The organism is Phormidium sp. CCY1219 (assembly GCF_035615515.1).
Classification (GTDB): Bacteria; Cyanobacteriota; Cyanobacteriia; order Cyanobacteriales; family Laspinemataceae; genus CCY1219.
Genome location: NZ_JAJENT010000328.1, coordinates 1 through 206, shown reverse-complemented (window position 1 = coordinate 206; position 206 = coordinate 1). Strand labels below are relative to the sequence as shown.

The window sequence follows — 206 nt, the reverse complement described above, 5'->3', positions numbered from 1 at the left end:
ATTAGGTTTTCGTTACAGATGGATAATTCGCACGCGGTGGGAGTACCCCCGCCATCGCTGGGAACCTCGCTATCGATAGGGGGTAAGGGCGGAAGTGCGCCAGTACCGCCACCGGTACCCCCACCACCGCCACCACCGGTATTTGCTGCATCAACGGTACCGCTAATGGGGAAATTAAAGGGGTTTTCGTCGCTATCGTTGGTGGT

The 206-nt window shown here is 56.8% G+C and carries 1 protein-coding gene; it reads right to left on the bottom strand.

Going from position 1 to position 206, the window contains the following annotated elements; genetic code table 11:
* The coding region (locus tag LKK83_RS31960) for a hypothetical protein (protein ID WP_324629984.1) at positions 1 to 206 on the bottom strand (206 nt) is incomplete at both ends.